The organism is Bradyrhizobium sp. Unk1, from assembly GCF_059512345.1.
Map to the genome: position 1 here is coordinate 19,596 of NZ_JCAMOP010000059.1, position 24,410 is coordinate 44,005.

A 24,410-nucleotide genomic window follows, 5' to 3' on the forward strand; every position below is an offset into this window, starting at 1 on the left:
GGATCGGTCGTCGACGGCCGATGAAGATATTTCAATCATAAACTAATTCACGCGTCAAATGCGCTCGGCGTCGCCGGTGACGGCCCTTGCTACGGCAAGGCAAGCACGGCCTTTTCGTACGCTCGATCGACACGGGGGCGCCGCACTCTGGCGAAATTGTATGCAACAACATTTTTTCTGACAGAGGCGTGACACGTGTTGACGGCTCCACCAACAATACTTTAGGCTTTAAGTAATTCATCACCGGCCAGGGACCGGTGGCCATGACCATGATGTTGCAGGGCACCGATTTTGAGAGACTCGATCGTGTGGACAGTCGCCGTGCTCGAACAGCCGGCAGCAGCACCATCGCCGGCCGCGCATCGCGGCCGGGCCAACGGCCTTTCGTTGCTTCAGGAAAGTCCCGCCCGCATCTGCCGATGGGCCTGTCGTTCGAGCGGCAACCAGCGCCATGGCCGCTGAGATCCGGCCGAGCAAACCCTCTTCGGTCGCGCCCGGATTTCGGCGCTGCAGCAATGCTTTCAATCGGTTCATTCGTCGTTCGGGGTCCCCGCACGACAGCTTCGAGGCATTCCTATCCAGCAACAACGGAGGAGAACGCGTATGCGCAAGACTCTGAGCCTACTCGCAACTGTCGCCGGACTCTTCGCAGCGCCGGCTGCGCAGGCCGACATCACCATCGGCTTCGTCACCTCGCTGAGCGGCAACGGCTCGTCGATCGGAATCCCCTATGGGCGCGGCATCAACGCCGCCCATGAATACAAGAAGACCATCAACGGCGAGACCATTCGCCTGATCCAGCTCGACGACGGCTCAGACCCGTCGGCCGCGACCCGCAATGCGCGCAAGCTGGTCGAAGAAGAGAAGGTGGATCTCCTGATCGGCACGGCCACGGCGCCCTCGACCATCGCCATGGCGGCGGTGGCGAGCGAGCTGAAAGTGCCGATGATCGCGGTCTCGCCGATCGGCAAGCTGCCGGATACACCGGAGCAGTGGGTGGTGTCGGTGCCGCAGCCGGCCTCGCTCCTCGTCAAGATCGTCGCCGACCGCATGAAGCGCGACGGCATGAAGAACATCGGCTATGTCGGCTTCTCCGATGCCTGGGGCGACCTCGTCTATAACGGCGCCAAGGCCGCCGAAGCCGCGGGCGACATCAAGATTCAGACCAACGAGCGCTATGCCCGCACCGACACCTCGGTCACCGCGCAGATCCTCAAGGTGATGGCCGCACGTCCCGACGCCGTGCTCGACGGCGGCTCGGGTACGCAAGGCGCGCTGCCCCTTCTCACGCTGGCCGAGCGGGGCTTCAAGGGCAACACCTACGGCACGGTCGCGCTCGTCAATCCGGACTTCGTCAATGTCGGCGGCAAGGCGGCCGACGGCATTCAGGTCTCCGCGGGTCCCGTAATCGTCGCCGAGCAGCTTCCCGACGAGCACTTTGCCAAGAAGATCGCGCTGGATTTCCGCAGCGTCTACCAGAAGACCCATAACATCCCGACCACCGACGGCTTCTCCGCCTATTCCTTCGACGCCTGGCTGATCTTCGCCAACGCCGCCGAGCGGGCGCTGAAGACCGCCAAGCCCGGAACGGCGGAATTCCGCACCGCGCTGCGGGACGCGATCCTCAGCACCAAGGAGCTGCCGGGCGTGCATGCCGTCTACAATTTCAAGCCCGGTGCGGTCACCGGCGTCGACGAGCGCTCGCTCGTCGTGGTGCGCTTGACCGGCGGCGCCTGGAAGTACGCGCCATAACCGGATCAATGGCCCCGGCATCACAGGGAGCAACGACGTCTCAATGACGAGCGACATTGCAGCCATTCTCGCGATCGACGGGATCGCCACCGGGGCCGTCTACGCCCTGGTGGCGATCGGGACCGTCCTCATCTTCACGGTGACACGGGTCATCTTCATTCCCTTCGGCGACATCGCGGCCTTCACTGCGCTGACGCTGGCTGCCCTCGACGCGAAGCGCTTTCCGGGCACGGGAGCGCTGGTCGTGATCCTGGCCTGTCTTGCGACCCTGATCGAGATCATCTCGCTGATGCGCTCCGGCGAACTCCGGCTGCTGCCCCGCGCGCTGTCCTTCTATCTCCTGCTTCCGCTCGCCGTGGTCGGTGCAGCCTGGCTTGTCATGCGCCTGGACCCGCCGCTTGCCGTCAGGCTCGTGCTGGCGCTGATGCTGATCACGCCGATCTCTCCGCTGCTGGACCGGATCGTCTTCCGTCCCATCGCTGACGGCACCGTGCTCCTGTTGCTCACGGTGTCCGTGGCGCTGCATTTCGCGCTGGTCGGCCTTGGCCTGTTGTTCTTCGGGCCCGAAGGGGTCCGGACCGAGCCGCTGACCTCGCTCTCGACCGAGTTCGCGGGCGTGCTGATCTCGGGCCAGACCATGCTGATCGTGATCGCGGCACTCGTTTTCAGCGGCCTCCTCTACCTCTTCTTCGACTTCACGTTGGTCGGAAAATCGCTGCGCGCCACGGCCGTGAACCGGACCGGCTCCCGGCTGATGGGAATACGCCCCGCCCGCGCCGGCACGATCGCCTATCTGCTGGGGTCGCTGATGGCCGGCGTATCCGGCATCCTGATCGCGCCGGTGAACACCGTGTTCTACGATTCCGGCTTCCTGATCGGCCTCAAGGCCTTCGTCGGCGCCATCGTCGGCGGCATGACCAGCTATCCCGGTGCGGCGATCGGCGCCGTCGGCGTCGGCATCCTCGAAAGCTTCGCCTCCTTCGAGAGCAGCGCGCTCAAGGACGTCATCGTCTTTTCGCTGCTGATCCCGATCCTGATCTGGCGATCCCTCGCCTCGCTGCATTCCGAGGAGGAGATCGAGGAATGACGCGCCTCCACATTCAGTTTGCCGCCATCCTCGCCGTGCTGTGTCTCGCGGTGGCTCCCTTCGTGCTCAGTCCGTTCAGCATCACGCTGATGAACTATATCGGCATCTATTCGCTGGTCGCCATTGGTCTTGCACTCCTCACCGGCGTCGGCGGCATCGTGTCGTTCGGTCAGGCGGCGTTCGTCGGCGTCGCGGCCTATGCAAGCGCGTGGGTCTCCGCGTTGAACGGCTACTCCCCGTGGCTCGGCCTCGTGTTCGGCGTGGTGCTGACCTGCGGCGTCGCAACGGTTCTCGGCGTCGTCACCCTGCGGCTTCAAGGTCACTTCCTCTCGCTCTCGACCGTCGCCTGGGGCCTCGCGATCGGCTTCCTGTTCGGCAATGTCGAGGGGCTCGGCCGCTTCAACGGCATCTCGTCGATCCCGCCGATCAGCGTCGGTTCGATTGCGCTGGTCACGAGCGCCCAGATCTATTTCCTGATCTGGGGCATCGTCGCCGCGGTGCTTTTCCTCGGCTACAACCTGCTGGACTCCCGGCTCGGCCGCGCCATGCGCGCGCTCCGCGGCGGCAATACGCTGGTCGAGAGCCTCGGCATCAACGCTTTCCGCATCAAGCTCGCGACCTTCGTGATCGCGGCCTTCCTGGCCTCGCTCTCCGGCTGGCTCTATGCGCATATGAGCCGCTTCATCAGCCCCGGTCCGTTCGATGCCGGCATGGGCATCGAATATCTGATGATGTCGATGGTCGGCGGCGCCGGCAGCCTGCTCGGCGGTGTCGTGGGGGCCGCCGTCGTCACGCTACTCAAGAACAGCGTGCAGGACTATCTGCCGCTGATCGCCAAGGGTGCCTCCGGCCAGCTCGAGATCGTCGCCTTCTCCGCACTGTTCATCCTGTTCCTGCAATGGGCCCGGCAGGGCATCGTTCCCTTCGTCGTGCGCTATCTGCCCAAGGCCAGGCGCGAGCGACCTCAACCGGCGCCGCCCCTGCCCCGTCGTGCACAACCGACGCCCGGAGAGCTGCTTCTGAAAGTGGATGGCGCCGAGCGCCGGTTCGGCGGCCTGGTCGCGGTCAACAATGTCAGCTTCGAGGTCCGCGCCGGCGAAATCCTTGCCGTCATCGGCCCCAACGGCGCCGGCAAGAGCACGATGTTCAACTGCCTGACCGGGGCGCTCCGGGTCAACAAGGGCGAGATCGTCTTTGCGGGACGCCCGATCACGCATGATGCGCAGTCCCGCATCGCCAAGGCCGGCGTCGCCAGGACCTTCCAGCATGTGAAGCTGCGACCGCGCATGAGCCTGCTGGAAAACGTCATGCTCGGCACTTATGCCCGCACGCGCAGCGGCCTGTTCGCCGGCGCCTTCCGCCTCAACCAGCGCGAGGAGGCCAGCGCCCGGCACGAGGCCCTGATGCAGCTCGAACGCGTCGGGCTCGGCGACAAGCCGTTCGAGCTCGCGGGCAATCTGCCGCTCGGCAACCAGCGCATCCTTGAGATCGCGCGTGCGCTCGCCGCCGACCCTGCGCTGCTGGTGCTGGACGAGCCGGCCGCCGGCCTTCGCCGCCAGGAGAAACTGCGGCTCGCGGAACTGCTCAGGTCGCTGCGGGCGGACCATCTGACGATCCTGATCGTCGAGCATGACATGGAGTTCGTGATGTCGCTGGTCGACCGCATCGTGGTGCTCGACTTCGGCTCAAAACTCTGCGAAGGCGCGCCAGCCGCGATCCGCAGCGACGAACGGGTCCAGGAAGCCTATCTCGGAGGCGTCGCGTGAGCGAGATGCTGTCCATGACGGATGTGACGGTCTGCTACGACAATGTCGAAGCGGTCCGCAACGTGTCGCTGTCGGTCGAGGAAGGTCAGATCGTCACCGTCATCGGCCCGAACGGTGCCGGCAAGACCACGCTGCTGATGGCGGCCATCGGCCTGCTCGCCTCTCGCGGGCGCATGGTCTTCCAGGGTCACGACATCGGCAGAATGTCGGTCGAAGACCGCGTCGAGCGCCGGCTGTGCCTGGTGCCGGAGAAGCGCGAGCTGTTCTCCGACATGACGGTCGCAGACAACCTCCTGCTCGGCTCCTACAGCCTGCGCGACCGCACGGGCGTCCAGAAGACATTGGACGAGGTTTATGATCGCTTCCCCCGCCTGAAGGAGCGGCAACGCCAGGCCGCCGGCACGCTCTCCGGCGGCGAGCGCCAGATGCTCGCGCTCGGCCGCGCGCTGATGGCCAAGCCGAAGCTGCTCATGCTGGACGAACCCAGCCTCGGCCTCGCGCCGCTGATCGTGCGCGAGATCTTTCGCACCATCGCGTCGCTGCGCGATCTCGGCGTTTCGATCCTGCTGGTCGAGCAGAACGCCCGCGCCGCGCTGGAGACGGCCGACTACGGCTATGTGCTCGAGACCGGCGAGGTCGTGCAGTCCGGCCCCGCCAAGGATCTCATCCACGATCCCAGGCTGATCACGGCCTATCTCGGCGGGCACTAGCGCCGGTTCGGATCAGGCCCGGCGAGCCGCACAACAAAATAGTCCAAAACAACCCCATGCACAGTAGCCGGTGACAGCGATATCAATGGCTTGCTGGCCGGCGTCTGCGGATTTTACGAAATCAGCTTGATCCGTCGGGCAAAACAGTGGCATGATGCCATCATCGCCGCTCACGTCGCTGTCTTTTCGGAAGCTAGGGGACGCCTTCACCTCGCGGGATGCCCTACCAGCGAGACCGAGTACAGCGCCCGGGAAGCCGAAGTACTTGCCTCCTCAATTGAGCAAGCAAAACGTCCCGCAAACATCAGAGCCTCGCTAAGCTGCCGGAATCGTTTGTTCGCACCTCGGCCGACACGGAGATGGATAGGCTGGTGCTAGCTTCTGGCCGATCCGCGAAGTGGCGACACCTTTCACTGAGGTCCGCTTGGTGGGGTGGAGCGGACCGATTTTGCTCGCTCTGAGTTCTTCGCAATTTGACCCGGAGCGGAAGTCGCAGACCAGGACGGTCCGAACCTCTGGCACGGCGACCTGCCGACGAATCCGGCGGTGGCGCAAATGCGAAGTGCCGCGGCGTCTACTAGGGCGACCTTCGCATCGACCAGAGGATAGCGTTCGTGAGGATTCGCTGGTAGCGGGCGTCCTGCCAAACTGACGGCTCGTGGCCTAGCGCCGAATAAAATACTCGTCCCTCGCCATAGAATCGGGTCCAGATGAGAGGCCAGCCATAGAATCGTTGATGTACGCCGGTCTTGCCAAGGTCCACCGAGCTTGGGTCGAGGCGCAGAAGCACGTGTGATCCACGATAGTCGAAGTCGCTGATTTGGTAGATCTCGTCCTCGACTTGCAACGAATTCCCAAGGAAAGCCACCAGGGGATCGCCAGGATCAACCACCTCGATCTTCACGGCCTGATGCCAAGGATGACCATTAAAGTAGCCACCGACCAGATCGAGATAGTCCGGCCAAGTGTAGAATGTGTCCGTCGCCGAATGAACGCCAAGGAACCCGCGGCCCGAGCGCACAAAGTTGAGAAGAGCTCTCTTTTGCGCGTCGCTCATCGGAAGTTCTCCTGACGTGTAGAACATCACCGCTGCGTAGCGCTCGAGGTTTTCGGTTGAAAATTCAGACGTGTCTTCCGTTGTAGTGACTTCAAAGACACCCGAATTGCTTCCGAGCTGGGTCACGATTGCCTTAGAAAGCGGTATGACGTCATGCCGGTAGCCGGCGGAGTATGTGAAATAGAGGATGCGCTCTGGCGGACGCTCCGGATGCGCGCCGAGTGGTCGGATTGCCGCCGCGCCGCCGAGGAGCGCGATGAACTCACGTCGCCTCACAATCGCCTCCGCCAAAACCAACCATGTGTTGAAGAAGCCTAGCACAGATCAGCCCAGTGCCGACCCTGGGGCATCGCCCTCTGGCGTCCCATGCAACGCTGCTGGCTCATCAGCTAAGTGGCGAACCGTCTTACTGAGGTCCGCTTCGTGGGTGGAAGCGGACTGGTTTTGCTCAGGCCGAGTTCTTCGCACTTTGACCCAAAGCCGACGTAGGGCGGGAACGCGCTGAAGTCGGCTTCTGACCGGAAGCGCTCATCACCCTTCCGGCACGCCAGCGAGGCGCCAGCCTTCACACAAGCGCTGCAGCCCGGCAAGGTAAATTGGATTGTCGCTTTGTTGAGCTGCGAGCAAGCGACGAATGGTGAAACCTGAGTTGAGCGCAAGTCCCGTTCTCGCAGCAGTTCGCGCCTCATCGAGCGCGCCGGTCAAGGCCAAGGCAGCGGCGAGCGATATATGAGCGAGATGAAAGTTACGGTTCGCCTCGGTGCTTCGTCGCAGCCAACTGACGGCTTCGACGTCTGAACCAAGCAGCAGCTTGGCCACGCCCGCAAAACACGCCCACTGGTAGGCGAAAACGTCGCGAGGAGAGAGCCGTAAAGCTTCGAGTATATGGCCTTCGGTCTCGGTAGCGCGACCTATGTAGGATTTGGCGAAACCAAGGGCAGCATGAGCGTTGACCAAATTCGGAGCCAGCGCCAACGCATGTTCGAACTCACGGATGCCTTGGGCGGCCCGGTTCGTAAAGGTCTGGACCCAACCCCGAGCCATGTGGGCTGAGGCACTGTTCGGCCTAATCGACAACACCTTGTTCACCATCGCCTCGGCCGCCGCAAGCCGCGCGGGCCCATCATCCGTCGTAAAGCTACCTCCAACTACCGTATCAACATTTGCCAGACCAATCATTGCTTCGACGTTGCCGGAATCGAACTCCAGCGAGCGTTCGAAGAAGCCCCGCGCTTGCGTAACGCATTCAAGGCTAATCCCCTTCATCAACCAGGCCCGGCCCTGGAAGCACAAGTCCATCGCATCGGGATGCAGCGTACGCTCGGCTCGTCGCGCCTCAGCCTCGATGAGCTGGGCACCTAATGTACCGGCGAGCCTCGACACGATTTCGTCCTGCATATCGAACAGGTCGACGACAGGCTTCTCGAAGCGCTCGGCCCAAAGATGCTGGCCGCTCCTGGCATCGATCAGCTGAACATTCATCCGAAGTCGCTTGCCGCTGCGTTGCACTGAGCCTTCGAGCACGTAGCGAACGTTTAATTCGCGGCCGACTTGCCGTACATCGACTGCCCTATCCTTGTATGAGACGGCGCTGTGCCGTGCGATGACAAATGAACCAGCGATGCGCGACAAGTCCGTGGTCAGACTCTCGGTTACACCATCCACGAAATAGTCCTGCTCGCGATCACCGCTCAGGTTTGCGAAGGGCAGCACGACGATGGATAGGCGCGGCGGTGCGTCGCCAGTGCGCTCGACTGGGTCCACCGCCTGATTTGCGGGCCTCCGGTCTTCCTGCACTGCACCAACGAAGCGGAAACCTTTGCGCGGCAATGTTTTGATCAAGTGCTGTCTCTCGCCCGTGTCGCCGATTGCGCTCCGGGCGGCATTGAGGCGAGTCGTCAGCGCAGCATCCGAGACGATGCGCCCCTTCCAAACGGCGTTGATGAGGTCGTCCTTGCTGACGACGCGCTCTCTGTTTCGGATCAGGTATTCAAGCAGATCGAACACCTGGGGTGCGACAACGATCACGTCCGTTGCGCGCTGCAGTTCGCGCCTGTCGGTATCCAATGCGTAATCCTCAAAAAGAAAACGCAAGCTGCATTCCCTCTCAGGAGCCACCTCTGAAACCCCTAGAATAAGCTGCCAGTGAGGAAAATGTAAGCGAGCTGTTGCTGTCTACATCGTTTTGCGACCTTATCGCCGCAAGCCAGCAGTGCTCATCTCGTTCGGGCTGATGGGAGTGAGCCTGCTGGGCCTGGCGCTGACGCTGACCTGCGCTCCCCAAAGAACGGAGATTGGCTCAACCGAGATCACGCAAAAGGCCTTTTGCTCGCTTAAGGTCGGCGGTGTCGAGACCTTCGGTAAACCGGTCGTAAATCGGTTGCAGCAGCGCCTTCGCTTCAGCCGGTCGGCCCTGATCGCGAAACAACTGCGCCAAGCTTGTGGCGCCGCGTAGTTCCCAGGACAGAGCGCCTTGCAGGCACGCCCACTTCATCGCCAGGTAAAACTGATCCTCGGCCGTTGCCGCAGCGCCGGGCGCACCTTGCAACAGCAGCAGTTCGCCCTTGATGCGCTGCAGCTCGGCGATGCTCAAGCGTTCTTCGGTCTCCTCCGCGCGCGCGATCGCATCGTGCACCACCGAAAGTCCTTCGCCCACTTGCCCGACGCGCCCCAAGCCTTCCGCCATCTCACCAACGAACAGGAAATAGCGGTGCGATGCGTTGACTTCGTCGCCGAGTTCGTCGATGCCTGACCGCAGCAGCGGCAATCCGCCGGCGGTATCTCCGCGCCTGATCGCAAGCAGTCCTTGATGGCTGCGGGCAAAGGCGACATAGCGCATCAGCGAATGCCTGGTCGAAAGGTCGATCAGCCTTGTCACATAATGGTCTGCGACATCCATATGGCCGCTCCACAGCGCGATCGGGCATGCTGCGTTGGCGACGATGTAGCACACCGAGTTGACGTGTCTGCTGGCAGATGCCTCATGCAGGTATGTTTCGGCGATGCGCATTGCGCGATCCGGAAATCCCTGCAGCCATAGGGTCCGGCCCAGAAAGGCGCCGGCGGTCACCCGCTGGTTGCTCCGGAAACGGCTGATCCGCGACGTTTGGACGGGAGGAACATAGTGCGCGAGCATGCGTTCGAGGTGATACCGCGCGCTTGGTTGACCGCCGAGGCATTGCTGCGAGATGCCGATCAATCGCTCACCGATCAGCCGATCGTTGGAATTTGACCGGCTTGCCGCAAGGGCGCTGAATCGTTGCGCGGCGGTCAAGGAGGCGCGAAGTCGGCCGGCAACCCGGTGAAAGAACCACAGGCCCAACAGCGACCGCAATTGATGCTCGACATCGTCAAGCCTCTCTGCAAGCTCCAGCGCCCTTGTCCAGGCTCCGCCGAGCGCGGGAATTTTCGCGTCGGTGACAAATATCAGGGTCGTACCGAGCGCAGTATGCAGCTTCATCTCGAGGCGCGCGTCGCCATTGACGGTAGCCCCAAGGGCGGCGATCGCCCGCTCCACGCGGCCTCGGCATTCCTCCAGCAACGACGAATGGATGCATAGGGGCACGGCGGCCGCGGTCAGCCCCGCGCCAATCTGCACGTCACCGCCGGGTGAGAAGGCCCAACCCAGCGCCGCGCGCAGGTTGTCGATGTGCCGTCCGTAGTCGCCCATCCAGTCGACCGTGGGGCGCATCTCCAGCTCCGCTTCAGCCCGCTCGAACAAGTCCCGGTAATACTCGGCATGGCGGCGCGCGAGCCGTTCCCGTTCCCCGCTCTCGTCAAGCTTTTCGAGGGCATAAGTATGGGTCGTATCCAATAAGCGGTAGCGCGCCGCGGTGGCATCGATTTCCGCCACGACCAGCGACTTCGAAACCAGGCTGGAAATTCCATCGACCACGTCCGGCAAAGCGATCCCGGCGTCCGTTACCACCGCGCAGATCGCCTCCAGGTCGATGGCGCCTGCGAAGACCGCGAGCCGACGGAGGAGCACCAGCTCAGGCTCAGTGAGCAGCTCGTAGCTCCAATCGAAAGTCGCCCGCAGAGTTTGGTGACGCGGCAGCGCCGTCCGCCAACCTCCGGTCAGCGGCTGAAACCGATCGTCAAGGTGAGCGGCGAGTTCTTCGACACCGAGAGCCGTGACACGTGCCGCCGCCATTTCAATCGCGAGCGGTATGCCATCAAGACGCCGGCAGATCGCCGCGATCGTCTTTGCCCGCTGGCCATCCAGAACCGCCCCTGGCTCGGTTGCTCGCGCACGTTCGATGAACAGTCTGACGGCGCCGTATTTCAGGAGATCATCCGAGGCCTCCGTCGGAATCGAGAGCGGCTGCACCCAGTAGACCTGCTCCCCCTCGGCCCGGAGCGGCTCCCGGCTGGTTGCGATGATCTGAGCCGAGGATCCGGCTCGCAGCACGCCCTCAGCCATCCTCGCTGCGGCGTCGATCACATGCTCGCAGGTGTCCAACACCACCAACAAGCGCCGCGCCGCCAGTGCCAGCGCCACGCGCTGCGTCGAAATTTCACCTCCGCCGAACTTGAGCCCGATCGCGGCAGCGAGCGCTATCGGAACCAGACTGGGATCGGCGAGCGGCGAGAACTCGACCAGCCACACGCCCTCTGGAAAATGCGGCAGCAGTTCACGGGCGACCGCGAGCGCGAGCCGTGTCTTGCCGATCCCCCCGCCCCGGTCAGGGTGACGAGCCGGCCGGCACGGACGAGCTTCGAGATTTCCCCGACCTCGGCGGTGCGGCCGATCAACGCCGAAACCGGCTGCGGCAGGTTGGTCGACGCTAATGGCTGCGCCGACGCACTTTCGTTCAGGTAGAGTGGATGTCCCGGTCCGGTTGCTGGCCGCATGGTCCAGATGCCGCGCAGGTGATAGCCGCGGCCGGACACCGTCTTCAACAACTCGCGATCTGCGCCGAGCGCCTTGCGAATGGCGGATATATGAATCTGCAGCGTGTTTTCTTCGACCGTCGCAACCGGCCACACCTGATCTATCAGGTCGCGCTTGTTGACAAGCTCGCCGCCCGACTGAACCAGAATCTCCAGAATCTCGAATGCACGGTTCCCGATCGGAACGGCAACACCTCGGGACCGCAACTCACGCTGGGTAAGATCAATCTCCCACCCGTTCGACTCATAGACGGCTCGTAGGCTTTGCTCCGCCATCACGGCCTGCCCCGCCGGTTGAGTAATCCTAAGAAAATCTCAGCATCAGATCAGGGAACCGCGCCAGGAAATCAGCTTAAACGTTGATCCGGGCAGTGGGCAAGGGCCGTCGAACTATCCGGTCAGCGCGTCATAAGGACAATATTTCTGTTTCGGTGCTGCGGCCCGCCGTCGAGCTCTCGTTCGTCAACCAGCCCGCCTCCCGCACGATGGCGACGGCTGACCGGGCGACGGGGGCCGTGATTCCATTGACGAGTTGCAGTCGCAGATTGCGGCCCTCGGTAACGGCCCGCACAACCGCCTTCCTCGCGACCCACCAGGAGCGATGCACCTGCAGGCCATCGGCATTTTCGAGCGCCATCATCGCCTGGTTGAGCGTTGCCAGGACAAGGCGAGAGTTGCCGGCGGTATGGACGCGTACATAGTGGTCCTCCATCTGCAGGCAAAGCACCGCGGAAGGTGGCGCACCGAGTAGCCCGAAAGCAGTTGGCGGCGCTTCGCCGGCTTCCTTGGCCTGCTGTCGGCGATGTAACCGGGCCTGCATAAGAAGGGTGAAACCCAGCACAATCGGCAAGGCGGTGACGAGCCCCTGCAAGTACCAATCGAGTGGTCGCAAGATTTTCAGGAAAGGCCATATCGATACGGCGATCGACACGACCCAGATCTGGAATGGCGCGTTCAGGATGACGACGCCGAGGAAGATCGACATCCAGGTCATCGCCGGGTTCAGGCGGAGCCGCAGTACCACCCGGATCAGCGATCCGAAAAGGAGGATTCCTGGTAAGAAACAGGCGAGTTGAAACACCACGCGCTGCCAGGTCGGTCCGTTCAGATAGCTACCAAACGGTCCGATCAGGCCGAAAAAGATGGCGCAGACGCTCGCGATCGCGAGGTCAACGACCCAATCCCGCAGAAAGTCACTCCGGCGCGCTTCACTCATAAGGCCATTATAGTGGCGGTTTGCCCGCCGGCGAACCCATTCGCCCGTTGGCGAACAATTGCTGGCGCCGGCCTGTGCCGTTTGCTGGATCCTTGGCGTCTCACTCGCCGAGAGGTTCCCATGCGCTACACGATTGCATATTTTTTCGCCGTACTCATCGCGGTCACCGCCGGCCAGGCCGACGCCGCGGTCGGGTTCCGGCATTTCAGCATCGACGATCCGCAAGGCCCACCTATCGAGGTGGGCGTCTGGTATCCGACCACGATGACCCCGAAGCTGGCGGCGGTCGAGACCGATCAGCAGATGGTCGCCCGCGACGCGCCGGTTGAGGGCACCGGTCTGCCGCTGGTGGTCATATCGCACGGTCACGGAGGCTCCTATGCCGGGCACCTCGACACCGCCACGGCCCTGGCCAATGCAGGGTTCGTCGTCGCCGCTCTTACGCATAATGGCGACAGCTGGCGCGACCAAAGCCGTCCTACCGCAATCTGGGAACGGCCACGGCAATTGAAGCTGCTCACGGATTACATGCTGGGCGCGTGGAGCGACCACGGGCGCCTCGATGCCAATCGCGTTGGCGCGTTCGGCTTCTCGGCTGGCGGCTTGACGGTGCTAGCGGCCGCCGGTGGCGAGCCGGACCTTCGGACCCTCCCGCGTCACTGCAAGGCGCATCCCGCCTTCGAAGACTGTCAGATCATTCAAGAGCACCCGTCGCTGCCGGATACCGATATCGTCTGGACCCACGATCCGCGAATCAAGGCGGTGGTCTCCGCCGCGCCCGCTCTCGGTTTTGCCTTCGGGACCAACGGTCTAGCGGCGGTCCTCCAGCCGGTGCAGCTGTGGCGGGCCGAGGATGATCAAGTGCTGCCACACCCCTATTATGCGGAAGCCGTTCGGCTCGCCTTGCCGACGCCACCGGAGACGCACGTCGTGGCTGACGCCGGGCACTACGACTTTCTGAAGCCGTGCTCTGCGGACCTGGCAAACCGCATGCCTGCAATCTGCACAAGCAAGCCGGGCTTCGACCGCGCTGCGTTTCATGAGCGCTTCGATCACGACATCGTCGCCTTCTTCAAGCGGACGCTGCAGTAGGACGCGGAGCGCAACGGCCTTCGTGGTCAGCGCTTAGCCAGTGTTCCTGACCGCCTCGGCGAGAATGGCATACAGCTGCTGCTTGCTGAATTCCTTGGGCTGCTGCTTCTCTGCGGTGCTCCGCGACACCTTCTTTTCTACTCGACGTACCAAGGCGGCCGACGACGCCGGCCTTAGCTTCGGGGGCGGCCTGATCTTGGGTCTTGCTGTTGGCGGCTTGTGGCCACGCTTCAAGCCCGAACGGGTCAGCATCCCGCAGACCGCGTTACGGCTATACCCGAGACGGCGCGCAATCTGTGCCGCACTCTGTCCTGCGGCCCAGAGCCTTTTGAGCAGCGCTACGTCTTTCGCATCCCAGCCCATGAGAGATTATAGCGCGGACTGGCCGACTCTGGCTAGTCCAGGCCGCTCGTGGGAATCCCTTCCATGGATTCACGACCTGGCTCTACAATTTCGGTGATCGCTCCGCCCAGCCTTTGGTGGCTTGGCAGATTTCCATCGCCCGGGCGTAGGCGGGGCGTGTCGTGGTGCGGGCGAGATAAGCACGCTCGACTGAACCCGGGGTATAGTTGCCGGTTCGCAGACCAAGCAGGAGAGCGTAGCTCACTGAAATGTCAGCAGCAGTGAACCGGTCTCCGGCGAGAAATGGACGGCTTGCGAGACGCTGGATGACCAATCCCAGCCGGCTATGAAAGGTCTCCAGTGCCCAGCATGTGACCCGGGCGTTTCGCTCCGCTTCGGGGGCGAGTGCGCGACCAACGATGACGGCGTTCATTGGTCCGGCGAGCCCAGCCTCTCCCAAATGGAGGAATTGCAGATAGGCGGCGAAAGCCGGATCATCCGGGGCGACGGCGAGCGGGCTCGGGCCGTGGCGGGCGAGCAGGTATTCGAGGATCGCGATCGATTCGACCATGATCATCTCGCCGTCCTGCAGCGCCGGGATAAAGCCGGCGGGGTTGATCGCAAGAAAATCAGGATCATTCTCGACCGCGAACAGATCGACCGGGCGCAGCCGATAAGCCACTCCCAATTCCTCGAGCAGCCAAACGACACGGAACCCACGACCTTCGCCATAGACAGTGAGCATGATTGAGCGTCCTTACGCTGGCTTTAGTGCCTTAATTCGCAGGAGCGAGATTTCCACGCATACTGCTATCGCTCTGACACGATCTGCACAAGGCGCGCCGAGTACTCGGCATCATGCAGCGCCTCACCTCTTCACTTTATGGGTTCACGACCTAGTCTTCATCCGGCTCGCGTACGACTGCCGGTTCGTCGGCTTCATCCTCCTCTTCGTCGTCTTCGTCGTCCTCCTCGTCTTCATCAGGATCTCGGGGCGGCATCGCGGCGTCCATAGCTGCGAGCGGCGTCCAGACGATCGCCGTGATGAAAACTGCTTCGAAATCGTGTTGCCTCATGTTGTTGTTACTCCTCGAAAAGCATCGGCGCTTACGAATACTTCATGCCGAGGACGCCTCAGGTTCTATATTTACCAACACCTCGCCGGCAGTGATTTCGGGATCCCCGAGATCGAGGTCATGCAGACTTGCTTGAATAAACTCCATTATCCTGGCGTTCGCTGCATTGGCGCTTTCGCGGTCCTCGAACATCATCACGGCGACACCGACGCCGTCGCCCCCATCCAGCACGTAGTAAGATCTGAATCCGTGCGTTTGCCTCAGGATCTGACCGACGCCGCTCTTGGCGCGGCGAGCAGCGTCCGCAACCGAACGAACCTTGGTGTACTTGCGAATGACGATGTACATGAGGTCACCACGCGTTGCAGTTCCCGCCCTACGCATCAAAGCAACCGGGTCCCGGTTGGACCAGGGCGCTGCTTCCCGGATGGCCGCGCGCCTTTCTCCAGCGAGCCAACCTCGCCCCGCAAGCGGGGGCGAGGTGCCGAGGCTCAGGTCCCCTCGAACTTGAACGAGACGTTGAGCTTGGCGCGATAGGCCTCTACGTTGCCCTTCTCATCCAGTTGCACATCGAGTTTGACGACCTCTGCAATGCGAAGATCCCGGAGAGATTTTGCGGCTTGCTGGACCGCATTGGCGGCCGCCTTCTCCCATGAGTCGCTGCTGGTACCGATCAGTTCAATGACCTTGTAGACGCTATCAGGCATGTCGTCCTCCTGTTCGGTCTGAAGCAGGAAGCAGGTGCTCCCCGCCGTCGTGAAATCTAGCATCAGGATGTCGGCGCTGATACGACGCGATACGGTCTCGGACATCGCCCGGGGGGCCCGATAAGGACAAACCGCATTGGCGGGGATGGCGGCTTTTGGCCCGAAGCGGCGGTGCGATCGGCTCGTCGTCAGGCGGCTCTCTGAGGCCTAGACCTAACCACCCGCGTCAGCATCGGAAAATGCTTGTTGCCGCCTGCGAATGGCGGGAACTGGACGAAGTCCGCGCGCATGCGCTTGATCACGTCGGAGCCGAGCGCGTGCGCGAGGGCTTGCGGGCTGTCGAACACCAGCTTGTTGCGCTGCATGTGCTCGACCCGCCGCGACGGCAGCCGGTCGACCCAATCGATCCGGGTGTAGATCTCGATCTGGCGGACATCAGGGAAGGTTCGCATGATCGATGGATGATGCTCGAGATAGTGCAGGTTCCAGGCGTTCATATCCTCGGCCGGGCCGGGATAGTGCACGAGGTAACTGCACGGAGTGGTCGTGCCTGCCGGATGTTCGGCGACGTCGACGGGAAACGCGCGCGTCAGCATCACCTGGTGCGTGACGTCCAAGCCGGTGAGGATCGCTAGTCCGGCCCCCGTCGCGAGACCGGCAAGGATGCCGCCGCGGTCCATCGCCGCCTCGCAGGCGAGCAGGTCGGGAAACCGCAGTTGAAACGCAAACACCGGGCCGGAGCCATCGTCCCTGTAGGGATGATCGACCGACTGTTCGAGCGGCGTGAACAGCAAGCCCTCGGTCATGTCAGGGATCGACCCGACCAGCTCCGCTACGGCGACGACCTCGTCAGGATGGATTCGCCGTTCGCCGGCCGGATCGGAGAATGTCATGAACAGCGAGATCATGCGGGCGTTGCCTCGGTGCCCTCGCCGACGCTCACATGCGCGATCAGCGCGGCGCGAATGTCATCGGGCCACGGGATCGCATGGTGGGCCACCAGCGAGGTCGCCGCAAGGACCTGGCGGGCGCGCCAGCGCATGCCGTTCGCGCCGGAGACGACATGCTCCAGATGGAGCGATGATCCGCCGACGCGGCCGATACGCAAGTTGAACGTCAGGAGATCGCCGAACATTGATGGCCGGGAAAAGTCGCAGGATAGATGCACCGTGGGCGTCCCGATCTTCCGGACCGTGATCAGCTCCGGCCATGGAAATCCGATTCTCGCCCAGAAGTCTTCGACGACACCGTTGAGGATGTTCAGGTAGGACGGGAAGTACGCGATCCCCGAGGGATCGCAGTCTCCGAACCTCAGCTCGCGATCGAACGAGAACGTCGTCATCAGATCGCAACGACCGGATGCCTGATGACACCGACCCCGTCGACCCCCGCTTCCACCACGTCGCCCGGCCACAGCCATTCCTGGGGAGTCCTGCCGGCGCCAACGCCCTCCGGCGTTCCCGTTGCGATGATGTCGCCCGGTTCCAGTGTCATGCCCGATGAAATGTCCGATATCAGGACCGGAATGTCGAAGATCATGTATTTGGTGTTGGAGTCCTGCTTCATGACCCCGTTCTTGGTCAGCCACAGCCGCAGGTCATGCGGGTCGGGAATTTCGTCCGCGGTCACGATGCAGGGGCCGAACGGCGCATAGGTGTCCATGCCCTTGGAGAAGATCCACTGCCCGGCGCGGCGATTGTCGCGCGCGGAGATGTCGATCATCACTGAATAGCCGAAGACGTGGTCCATCGCCTTGTCGGTCGCGATGCGGGTCGCAGTCTTGCCGATGATGACGGCGAGCTCGACTTCCCAGTCGAGCCGCTGCGTCATCTTCGCATTGTGCTGGATCGCGCCGCCGGGGCCGATCACCGACGTCGGCGGCTTGGAGAACACGACCGGCTGCTTCGGCAGATCCTTGTCCGTGTCCAGGCTCTTGGCGGACTCCGCCACATGCGCGCGGTAGTTCAGCCCGATGCCGAAGATGTTCTTGCGCGGACGCGGGATCGGCGCCTGCAGCTTCACGTCCTCGACCGGAACGGCGGAGCCGGCCGGCAAGCGTCCATTGGCATCGTCCAGGCAGTCCCTGAGCGCCGGCAGCAATGTCACACTGTTGTCGATGAACGACAGCATGTCGCTCGGCCATGCAAAGCCGTGCGACGCACCGAAGTGCTCGACGTCCACGACCAATCCGTCAACGAGAACCCCGAGGCGGGCACCGCTGGAGCCCAAGGTGTAGGTAACAAGGCGCATGAAGCTTTATCCGGCTCTTTCGGTTGAATTCTGTGTGGGGACGTCAGGCGGCAACTGGCTGATGGCCGGCGTTGTCGCCATAGGCCTCTTCCCGGTAGAAGCCGAGACTCTCGATGACGGGCAGATCGTTGAAGCAGAACAGGCAGGCGTCCTCGCTGCCCGAGGCATTGCCGTGCTCATGCCAGGCCCAGGAGGGAACGCAGAAGATGTCGCGCTCCTGCCACTCAAAACGCTTGCCGGCGATGATCGAATAGCCGCGGCCCTTGGCGACCTGGTAGATGAAGCTGCCGGTATGCCGGTGCGACTTCGTCTTCTCGCCCGGCCGCAGCAGCTGCATGCTCGCGCCGATCGTCTGCATCACGTGTCCGCCGGAGATCGGATTGACGTAGTTCATGAGAATGCCGTCATAGGGCGAACCGTCGGTCGCGGCGGCATATTTGCGCAAGGACTCGTAGGTCGGCTCCCACTCGTATTTGAACATGGGCGAATAGCCCTTCGACCATTTCGAATCCGCCGGACGAAGCCCGGGATTGCCCCAGGTCTTGGTCATGTCGTCCACGGGATAACCGGAGTCTTCCTGCTGCACCTTGGGATGGACCGCGAAAAAATTCGCCTCCAGCGCGTTCACCAGCGGGATGTCCAGGCCGTCCTGCCAGATGCAGACCGAGCCGTTGGCTTCGACGCCATGCTCGTGCCAGGTGCCGTTCGGGGTGAGCACGAAATCCCGCGCCCCCAGCGTCATCTTGTGACCGTCGACGATGGTGTAGGCACCCGCCCCTTCCATGATGAAGCGCAGGGCTGAAGCCGAGTGCGCGTGCGCGGTTGCGACTTCGCCGGGATGCATCACCTGCAACCCCGAATAAAGCCAGCCGACCGCGGCCGACACATCGCGGCGGCCGGGATTGTTGAGATAGATCACCCGCCGCCCCGCCTTCTCCGGCGAGACCAGCTCGACCGAGCGCAGCACGTGCTCGCGCAAATCGTTGTAGCGCCAGAGCACGGGAACGGACGCCGATTGCGGCGCCCACGGCTCGATCTTGTTGGCGACCGTCCACAGCGCGCCGGCTTCGTACTTTTCGAGGTCCTTGTAATAGGCCTTGAGCTCGGGGGTGTCCTCGACATTGGCCCGACCGACGATGTTTTCGCGCATCCTATCCTCCAAGTCCTGCCCTTTGGCACTGTTGACGCGACGCGTCCCGAACTCTCGTTCCGATTTGCCAAGCGGCGCCGGCCGACGGCGATTGACCCGCAGATCGAAGATGTCGAACCGGTTGTAGCGCCTGATGATGTCGTGCATTCGCTGCGGCTTCACGGACCAGTGAAGCCGCCTTGTCCGCTGTCGCGCCGGCGTTGAGATAGACAGATGAAGCCTGGACGGCGGCGGCTCTAAAGCGAGGCAGCTTCAGCATTGGCCCTACCCTGTCGCTGGCTCATGATCGCCTTGCCGGAGCAGAGATCCGCAAGCGTGATAGCATGGCGCGGCGTTGACTTACTTCATATATAAACGTATGCTATCGCATATTTCTGGAGGGTGCAATGGCTGAACGGTCTTTTGCTCGCGAAGTCGAGGATCTCCGGCTCGGCGATGGCGATACGTTCCGCGGCGAAGGCATCCTCGCCATCACCAAGGCGCTGCTGCAATCGGGCGTCGCCTATGTCGGCGGCTACCAGGGCTCGCCGATCTCGCATCTGATGGACGTGCTCGCCGACGCCAAGGACGTGCTCGACGATCTCGGCGTCGTGTTCCAGAGCTCCGCCAACGAAGCGGCCGCGGCGGCGATGCTGTCGGCCTCGGTGATGTATCCCCTGCGCGGCGCGGTGGCGTGGAAGTCGACGGTCGGCACCAACGTCGCCTCCGACGCGCTCGCCAATCTCGCCTCGGGCGGCGTCACCGGCGGCACCATGATCATCGTCGGCGAGGACTATGGCGAAGGCTCCTCCATCATGCAGGAGCGCACCCATGCCTTCGCGATGAAGTCGCAGATGTGGCTGCTCGATCCCCGCCCCGATCATGAATGCATCGTCAATCTGATCGAGAAGGGTTTTGAGCTCTCCGAATTTTCGAACACGCCCGTGATGCTCGAGGTCCGCGTCCGCGCCTGTCACATGCACGGCAGCTTCGCCTGCAAGGACAACGTCAAGCCGGCGCACACCATCAAGGACGCGCTCAACAACCCCAGGCGCGACGTCAACCGCATCGTGCTGCCGCCGGCCGCCTATGAGCACGAGCAGGAGAAGATCAGGACGCGGATGCCCGCGGCGATCGGCTTCATCCGGGACAACAAGCTGAATGAATGGATGGGGCCGAAGCAGGGCAAGGTCGGCATCATCATGCAGGGCGGCATGTACAACAACGTGATCCGCGCGCTGCAATATCTCGGGCTGTCGGATGCCTACGGCAACACGCAGGTTCCGCTCTACATCATGAACGTCACCTACCCCGTGATCGACACCGAGGTCGCGGAGTTCTGCGTCGACAAGGACGCCGTCCTGATCGTCGAGGAAGGCCAGCCGGAATATCTGGAGCAGGCGATCAACACCGTGCTGCGCCGCAGGGACATCCAGGCGCGCATCCATGGCAAGGACGTGCTGCCGATGGGCGGCGACTACACCGCGCAGGTTCTGCTCGGCGGCGTCAGGGACTTCCTGGAGAAGACCGAGCCGCGGCTGCTCGGCAACCGGCCGCCGGCCCCGGACGCCGTTCCCGTGCTCAATCACCCCGCGGTCGAGAAGCTGAAGCAGGTTGTGCCGGCGCGCCCGCCAGGGCTCTGCACCGGCTGCCCGGAACGGCCGATCTTCGCCGCCATGAAGCTCGTCGAGGAAGAGCTCGGCCAGCATCATGTCTCGGCCGACATCGGCTGCCATCTGTTCTCGATCCTGCCGCCCTTCAATATCGGCGCGACCACCATGGGCTTCGGCCTTGGACCGGCCTCGACCTCGGCCTTCAACGTCAAGGCCGACAAACGCTCGATCGCGGTGATGGGCGACGGCGGCTTCTGGCACAACGGACTGACCAGCGGCATCGGCAATGCCGTGTTCAACAAGCACGACGGCGTGTTTGTCATCGTCGACAATTTCTACACCTCGGCGACCGGCGGTCAGGACATCCTGTCCTCGCGCGCGATCAACAAGCGGCGCGACACCAACAATTCGATCGTCAAGGCCGTGAAGGGCATCGGCGGCCAATGGGTGCGCCAGCTCGACCGCACCTATGATGTCGGCAAGATGCGCGACACGCTGAAGGAAGCGCTGACGACCAGGGAGGAAGGCCCCAAGGTCATCGTCGCCTCCTCCGAATGCATGCTGAACAAGCAGCGCCGCGTGAAGCCGCAGATCAACAAGGCCATCAAGGACGGAGTGCGCACCGTCAAGGAGCGCTTCGGTGTCGACGAGGACGTCTGCACCGGCGACCACGCCTGCATCCGGCTCTCGGGCTGCCCGTCGCTTTCGGTGAAGCAGCTGGACGATCCCTTGCGCGACGATCCCGTTGCCGCGATCGACAATTCCTGCGTAGGCTGCGGCAATTGCGGCGAGGTCGCCGAAGCCGCCGTGCTCTGCCCCTCATTCTATCGCGCGGACGTCATTCACAATCCGACCGGCTGGGACAGGTTCAAATCCAGGGTCGCGATGGCCGTGATCGGCTGGTTGCAACGGCGGCGTGATCGCCGGCGTCCGGCACTTGAGGCGTTGGCATGAGAGACGAGACGGTCCGGCTGGCCCTCCCCGCCGCCGGCGAGGCGACCGAGCGGCCAATCTCCATCGCGATCGTCGCGATGGGTGGCCAGGGTGGCGGCGTGCTGACCGACTGGATCGTTCAGCTGGCCGAGAACCATGGCTGGGTCGCGCAATCAACCTCGGTGCCCGGCGTCGCCCAGCGCACCGGCGCCACGATCTATTATATCGAGACGATGCCGCCGCTCGACGGCCGCAAGCCGATCCTGTCGTTGATGCCGACGCCCGGCGACGTTGACGTGGTGATGGCGGCGGAGTTCATTGAGGCTGGGCGATCGATCCTGCGCGGCCTCGTGACGCCGGATCGCACCACGTTGATCGCATCCAACCACCGGTCGTTTGCCATCGGCGAGAAGATTGCACCGGGCAACGGCATCGCCGACGGCGACGCCGTCACCGGCGCCATCGGGGTTGCCGCCAAGACCGAGATCATCTTCGATCTGAACGCGCTGGCGATCGCGCATGGCAGCGTCATCTCGGCCGCGATGTTCGGTGCGCTCGCGGCGGCCGCTGTGCTGCCGTTCAGCCGCGACAGCTATCTCGACGTGATCCGCGCAGGTGGGAAAGGCGCCAAGGCTAGCGTGGAGACGTTTGAAGCCGCGTTTGACCGGGTCAAGACCGGCTCACCCGAGGTCGCAGCGCCAGCGCCATCAAAGCAGGCCGATCACGTCCCCTCTCCCGCCACGCCCGATCCAGAACTCGCCGGGCTCATCGCCAGACTGAAGCAGGAGCTGCCCGAGCCTGCGCTCACCATGGCCCGCGCCGGCTTGAAAAAGGTGGTCGACTTCCAGGACGTCGCCTATGGCGGAGAATATCTCGACATTCTCAAGACGTTGCACACGGCCGACCGAAACGCCGGCGGCGGTGCGCGCGCCTATGCCTTCACGGAGGTGGCGGCGAAGTATCTCGCCAACGCCATGACCTATGACGACGTCATCCGCGTGGCCGACCTGAAGACGCGCGCCGGTCGCCGCGCGCGCATCGAGAGCGAGCTCGAGATGTCCGAGGGACAGGTGCTCCAGACCACCGAATTCATGCATCCGCGCATGGAGGAGGTCATGGGCGTGCTGCCCGCGGGCTTCAGCCGCTGGCTCGGCGCACGGCCGCGCCTGCTCGGCTGGCTCGATCGCCGCGTCAACCGGGGGCGCCGGGTGCGGACCTACTCGCTGCCCTGGTTCCTGACGCTCTACGTCGTGGCCGGACTACGCGGCCTGCGACGCCGCTCGCTGCGTCACGCCGTCGAGACCACGCATCGGGACGGATGGCTCAAGGCCGCGACCGACGCGGTCGCAACCAACTACCAGCTCGGTGTCGAGATCCTGCAATGCCGACGCCTCGTGAAAGGCTATTCCGATACCCACAGCCGCGGGCTGTCGAAATTCGACAGGACACTGGCGGCGATCAAGCTGGTCGAGCGACGCGAGGATGCCGCCGATTGGGCGCGCCGCCTGCGGGAAGCCGCACTGAAGGACAGCGCCGGCAAGGAGCTCGACGGCGTGATCCAGACCATCAAGACTTTTGCATGATTCCATCGGAGGAGGCCGCGGGAGTGGATTGCCGTTCGACCCCCAAGACGTCAGGATCAGGCGACTTGACTACGATTCTCAGGTTGTTAATCGGAGCGAAAGACCCGCGATAATCCCTCCAATCGACGAGACATCTTGTACTCGATGGTCATGCAATGCCGGCAGCACTCAAAGAGAACATTGTTCCCGTCCCTGGGCAGATCGAAACCCGGCTCTGGCTCCAATTGCTGTCGCTGCACGGCGAGCTGTTCGCGTCGCTGAATTCGATGCTGAACTCCGAGTTCGGCCTGTCGCTCGCAAAATTCGACGTGCTGGCCCAGCTCGATCGCTACCGGGATGGCCTCGCGCTCGGGCAGTTGTCGCAAAATCTGAAAGTCACCGGCGGCAATGTCTCGGGGCTGGTGCAGCGTCTTCTCGCCGACGACCTCATCAGCAGGGAAATGTCGAGCGAGGACCGACGGTCCTTCATCGTGCGCCTGACGCCGAAGGGCGACGCGCTGTTCAGGAAGGCAGCCGAAATCCACAAGAAGCATCTCGGCAAACGGCTCGAGAATGTCTCGGCCCGGGAGCTGGACGGTGCGCTGTCCGTACTGAAATCCCTTTCTTCAAAACTTCATACCGAGAGCAAGAAGCAAAGTCGCAAGAGATAATGGCCAGAGAATCCAAGAGCAGATGGAAGTCGGGTCCGCCGAGGACGAGGGACCAGCTGCAAACCTACATCCCGTATCTGTTCAACCGGCTCGCCAATCGCTGGAATCTCGATCAGAACCGCGACCTGAGCGACCACGGCATCAACAATGTCGTGTTCCGGACGCTGTCGGTCCTGTTCATCTACAAGACCCTCACGGTCAACGAGGTCGCCGTTCTCGCGGTGACCGAGCAGTCGACGGCGAGCCGCATGGTCGAGTCCATGGTGTCATCGGGCCTCGTCAAGCGCGAGATCGCTGAGGAAGACCAGCGCCGCCGCGTCGTGGGTTTGACGACGGATGGCGAAGCGCTGCTGCGCAAGATCTGGCCAATCATGGCGAGCAACTACGACAAGCTGATCGAAGGCATCGAGCCTGATGACATCGAGGTCTGCGCGCGCGTGCTGGCCAAGATGGTCGAGAACATCCGCCAGAACCAGATCTAGCAGTCTGCTGAAAAACCTCGAAATGGAGCGTCCTCGCCGGTCGTTGTTGGGGCGATGCGGTGGAGTTGGACG

At 63.0% G+C, this 24,410-nt stretch carries 23 protein-coding genes; 9 read left to right on the top strand and 14 right to left on the bottom strand.

Going from position 1 to position 24,410, the window contains the following annotated elements; genetic code table 11:
• Nucleotides 1-603 precede the first annotated feature (603 nt).
• The 4 genes from AC5ZFO_RS42640 to AC5ZFO_RS42655 are packed head-to-tail and all read left to right on the top strand — an operon-like array spanning nt 604 to nt 5,315.
• Complete coding sequence (locus tag AC5ZFO_RS42640; protein ID WP_282518391.1) at nt 604-1,752, top strand: ABC transporter substrate-binding protein; 1,149 nt, start codon at nt 604-606, stop codon at nt 1,750-1,752.
• A 43-nt stretch (nt 1,753-1,795) separates the two neighbouring features.
• A complete protein-coding gene (locus tag AC5ZFO_RS42645) occupies nt 1,796-2,839 on the top strand; it encodes a branched-chain amino acid ABC transporter permease (RefSeq protein WP_282518392.1) in 1,044 nt (347 codons plus the stop codon).
• A complete protein-coding gene (locus tag AC5ZFO_RS42650) occupies nt 2,836-4,605 on the top strand; it encodes a branched-chain amino acid ABC transporter ATP-binding protein/permease (RefSeq protein ID WP_282518393.1) in 1,770 nt (589 codons plus the stop codon). Before AC5ZFO_RS42645 ends, AC5ZFO_RS42650 begins: the two co-directional genes overlap by 4 nt.
• Nucleotides 4,602-5,315 (top strand): ABC transporter ATP-binding protein, encoded by a 714-nt coding sequence (locus AC5ZFO_RS42655; RefSeq protein WP_282518394.1) that lies wholly within the window; start codon nt 4,602-4,604, stop codon nt 5,313-5,315. The genes AC5ZFO_RS42650 and AC5ZFO_RS42655 overlap by 4 nt, the downstream gene beginning before the upstream one ends.
• A 577-nt stretch (nt 5,316-5,892) precedes the next feature.
• Here AC5ZFO_RS42655 and AC5ZFO_RS42660 read toward each other — a convergent pair.
• The 5 genes from AC5ZFO_RS42660 to AC5ZFO_RS42680 all read right to left on the bottom strand — a co-directional run bounded on the left by AC5ZFO_RS42660 (nt 5,893) and on the right by AC5ZFO_RS42680 (nt 12,481).
• A complete protein-coding gene (locus tag AC5ZFO_RS42660; protein WP_282518395.1) occupies nt 5,893-6,648 on the bottom strand; it encodes a ThuA domain-containing protein in 756 nt (251 codons plus the stop codon).
• Nucleotides 6,649-6,903: 255 nt separating this feature from the next.
• Nucleotides 6,904-8,466, bottom strand: a complete 1,563-nt coding sequence (locus AC5ZFO_RS42665; protein ID WP_282518396.1) for a winged helix-turn-helix domain-containing protein — start codon at nt 8,464-8,466, stop codon at nt 6,904-6,906.
• Nucleotides 8,467-8,671: 205 nt separating this feature from the next.
• On the bottom strand, nt 8,672-10,981 hold the full coding sequence (locus AC5ZFO_RS42670) for an ATP-binding protein (protein WP_496123702.1): 2,310 nt from the start codon (nt 10,979-10,981) through the stop codon (nt 8,672-8,674).
• Nucleotides 10,930-11,541 carry a winged helix-turn-helix domain-containing protein gene (locus tag AC5ZFO_RS42675; protein ID WP_496123703.1) on the bottom strand — a complete coding sequence of 204 codons (612 nt, stop codon included), beginning with the start codon at nt 11,539-11,541 and terminating at the stop codon, nt 10,930-10,932. The genes AC5ZFO_RS42670 and AC5ZFO_RS42675 overlap by 52 nt, the downstream gene beginning before the upstream one ends.
• Nucleotides 11,542-11,671: 130 nt before the next feature.
• The gene (locus tag AC5ZFO_RS42680; RefSeq protein ID WP_282518398.1) at nt 11,672-12,481 is read right to left on the bottom strand and encodes a LytTR family DNA-binding domain-containing protein; all 810 of its coding nucleotides are present in this window, start codon (nt 12,479-12,481) and stop codon (nt 11,672-11,674) included.
• Nucleotides 12,482-12,601: 120 nt separating this feature from the next.
• Between AC5ZFO_RS42680 and AC5ZFO_RS42685 the strand changes: the two genes are divergently transcribed.
• Nucleotides 12,602-13,573 carry an alpha/beta hydrolase family protein gene (locus tag AC5ZFO_RS42685; RefSeq protein WP_282518399.1) on the top strand — a complete coding sequence of 324 codons (972 nt, stop codon included), beginning with the start codon at nt 12,602-12,604 and terminating at the stop codon, nt 13,571-13,573.
• Nucleotides 13,574-13,606: 33 nt separating this feature from the next.
• Here AC5ZFO_RS42685 and AC5ZFO_RS42690 read toward each other — a convergent pair whose 3' ends face one another.
• The 9 genes from AC5ZFO_RS42690 to AC5ZFO_RS42730 form a co-directional block, all read right to left on the bottom strand.
• Complete coding sequence (locus AC5ZFO_RS42690) at nt 13,607-13,936, bottom strand: GcrA family cell cycle regulator (RefSeq protein ID WP_282518400.1); 330 nt, start codon at nt 13,934-13,936, stop codon at nt 13,607-13,609.
• Between the two features lie 82 nt (nt 13,937-14,018).
• A complete protein-coding gene (locus AC5ZFO_RS42695) occupies nt 14,019-14,660 on the bottom strand; it encodes a glutathione S-transferase family protein (protein ID WP_282518401.1) in 642 nt (213 codons plus the stop codon).
• Nucleotides 14,661-14,811: 151 nt separating this feature from the next.
• Nucleotides 14,812-14,991 (bottom strand): hypothetical protein, encoded by a 180-nt coding sequence (locus AC5ZFO_RS42700; RefSeq protein WP_282518402.1) that lies wholly within the window; start codon nt 14,989-14,991, stop codon nt 14,812-14,814.
• A gap of 42 nt (nt 14,992-15,033) precedes the next feature.
• Nucleotides 15,034-15,339, bottom strand: coding sequence for a hypothetical protein (locus AC5ZFO_RS42705; protein ID WP_282518403.1), 306 nt, complete (start codon nt 15,337-15,339; stop codon nt 15,034-15,036).
• A 143-nt stretch (nt 15,340-15,482) separates the two neighbouring features.
• Nucleotides 15,483-15,803, bottom strand: coding sequence for a dodecin family protein (locus tag AC5ZFO_RS42710; protein ID WP_282518404.1), 321 nt, complete (start codon nt 15,801-15,803; stop codon nt 15,483-15,485).
• 83 nt (nt 15,804-15,886) lie between these two features.
• Nucleotides 15,887-16,606, bottom strand: a complete 720-nt coding sequence (locus AC5ZFO_RS42715) for a hypothetical protein (protein ID WP_282518405.1) — start codon at nt 16,604-16,606, stop codon at nt 15,887-15,889.
• Nucleotides 16,603-17,040 (bottom strand): acyl-CoA thioesterase, encoded by a 438-nt coding sequence (locus tag AC5ZFO_RS42720; RefSeq protein ID WP_282518406.1) that lies wholly within the window; start codon nt 17,038-17,040, stop codon nt 16,603-16,605. Before AC5ZFO_RS42720 ends, AC5ZFO_RS42715 begins: the two co-directional genes overlap by 4 nt.
• Nucleotides 17,040-17,948: a fumarylacetoacetate hydrolase family protein gene (locus AC5ZFO_RS42725; protein WP_282518407.1), complete on the bottom strand. Its 909-nt coding sequence runs from the start codon at nt 17,946-17,948 to the stop codon at nt 17,040-17,042. The genes AC5ZFO_RS42720 and AC5ZFO_RS42725 overlap by 1 nt, the downstream gene beginning before the upstream one ends.
• Before the next feature lie 43 nt (nt 17,949-17,991).
• Entirely contained in the window at nt 17,992-19,098 is a 1,107-nt protein-coding gene (locus AC5ZFO_RS42730; protein WP_282518408.1) for a cupin domain-containing protein, read from the bottom strand.
• 386 nt (nt 19,099-19,484) lie between these two features.
• Between AC5ZFO_RS42730 and AC5ZFO_RS42735 the strand changes: the two genes are divergently transcribed.
• The 4 genes from AC5ZFO_RS42735 to AC5ZFO_RS42750 all read left to right on the top strand — a co-directional run bounded on the left by AC5ZFO_RS42735 (nt 19,485) and on the right by AC5ZFO_RS42750 (nt 24,338).
• The gene (locus AC5ZFO_RS42735) at nt 19,485-21,644 is read left to right on the top strand and encodes an indolepyruvate ferredoxin oxidoreductase subunit alpha (RefSeq protein ID WP_282518409.1); all 2,160 of its coding nucleotides are present in this window, start codon (nt 19,485-19,487) and stop codon (nt 21,642-21,644) included.
• Nucleotides 21,641-23,206, top strand: coding sequence for an indolepyruvate oxidoreductase subunit beta family protein (locus AC5ZFO_RS42740; protein ID WP_496123704.1), 1,566 nt, complete (start codon nt 21,641-21,643; stop codon nt 23,204-23,206). Before AC5ZFO_RS42735 ends, AC5ZFO_RS42740 begins: the two co-directional genes overlap by 4 nt.
• 155 nt (nt 23,207-23,361) lie before the next feature.
• Nucleotides 23,362-23,856 (top strand): MarR family winged helix-turn-helix transcriptional regulator, encoded by a 495-nt coding sequence (locus tag AC5ZFO_RS42745; protein ID WP_282518411.1) that lies wholly within the window; start codon nt 23,362-23,364, stop codon nt 23,854-23,856.
• Entirely contained in the window at nt 23,856-24,338 is a 483-nt protein-coding gene (locus AC5ZFO_RS42750; protein ID WP_282518412.1) for a MarR family winged helix-turn-helix transcriptional regulator, read from the top strand. Before AC5ZFO_RS42745 ends, AC5ZFO_RS42750 begins: the two co-directional genes overlap by 1 nt.
• Nucleotides 24,339-24,410 lie beyond the last annotated feature (72 nt).